Raw genomic sequence first — 1,298 nt, 5'->3', positions numbered from 1 at the left:
CGGCGTAGACGCTCTGCCCTGTCTGCCCGATGGGCGCCTGCAGCTCGTTGCGCCAGTAGAAGCCACGCTCGGCCGCGAGCATCGTCTCGCCGTCGAAGCCACGCACCGTGTAGCGGCTGCCGATGGTCAGGTCGTCGATGTAGAACAGCGTGTTGTTCGTGAACTGGCCGTGCAGCGTCGTCACGTAGCGCAGGTTCTGCCCCGCCACCGAGAACGGCACCGACAGGTTCGCGTCGAGCACCGCCATGTGGAAACGGTACGTGGGACCGCCGTCCTGTGACGTGTCCGGTGTCGCGCCGAGCCAGCCGATGCCCTGCCGGTACGCGAGCGTGCCGTCGAACTGCGCGGCGCCGAAGTAGTGCCGGTCCGTCACACCCGCCTCGATGAACGTGTTGTCGCGGCGCTGCGAGGGAATCTCGGTGTCGTCGATGAAGTTCGCGCCCCAGCGCTTCGTCAGCTGGAACTCCACGCCAAACACGTCGTTCTGGCTGCGCCGGATAACACGCTGCAACTTCATGCCGAGGGTCTGGGCGTTGCCGCTCGACACGAAGGTCTGGTTCACCCCCGCAATGGGCTGGTAGTACGTGTTCGTGTTGCCCGAGACCGTCGCGGTCCAGTAGCCCCACGGCACCGAATAGAAGCTGTTGAAGCCGTGGGAGCCCAGGCGTTTATCGCCAAATTCCAGGTCCTGGTTCGCACCGATGTTGAAGAGATCGTTGAGCCCCAGCGGGTTGTCGATGCCGAGCGACAGGTTGCCCTGCAGCCGGCCCGTGGCGCGCGTGCCGGAGTTGTCGACCGAGGCGACGACTGTCCACGGCTTCGCGCGCTTCACGCTGATGACCACGTCGCTCTCCCCGGGCATGTCCGTCGGCTCAACCTGCATGTTGACGTCCTGGCTGGGCACACGCTTCATCTGCTCGAGGCCCTGTTCGAGCTCGCGCAGGTTCAGCAGATCGCCGCCGCGTGCGGGGAACGCGGACTTCCATGTGCCGCCCGTCGCGGGATCGGCGAAGCGCAGCTCGCGTATCACACCGGGTACGAGCGAGAGATGCAGCGCGCCGGTCGACAGGTCCTGCTCGGGGACGAGCACGCGCGTGGTGACGTAGCCACGGCTGAGGATCAGCTGCGACAGGCCCTTCACGACGAGTTCAACGCCCTGTTTGCCGAAGCAGGCTAAAAGTGTCCAACGCCCATAAATGGAAAATCCCCCTGTACCCCCTGCCAGACAAGGCTTTCGGGAGGAGGTCTCGAGTTTATGGGCGCTGAACCTGGGTGCGAAGGTTTGCGATCCGCAGCGC

General features: G+C 65.0%; 1 pseudogene. It reads right to left on the bottom strand.

The annotated features are described in order from the left end of the window. Positions 1 to 1,171 (bottom strand): annotated as a pseudogene (locus PKKP23_RS33395) (ShlB/FhaC/HecB family hemolysin secretion/activation protein); the annotation flags it as partial. Positions 1,172 to 1,298 lie beyond the last annotated feature (127 nt).

The sequence above is a fragment of the Paraburkholderia kururiensis JCM 10599 = LMG 19447 genome, assembly GCF_003986935.1.
In the GTDB taxonomy this organism is placed as follows: domain Bacteria; phylum Pseudomonadota; class Gammaproteobacteria; order Burkholderiales; family Burkholderiaceae; genus Paraburkholderia; species Paraburkholderia kururiensis.
Note: the sequence above shows the minus strand (reverse complement) of the source record. Positions and strands in the feature narration are given on the sequence as shown.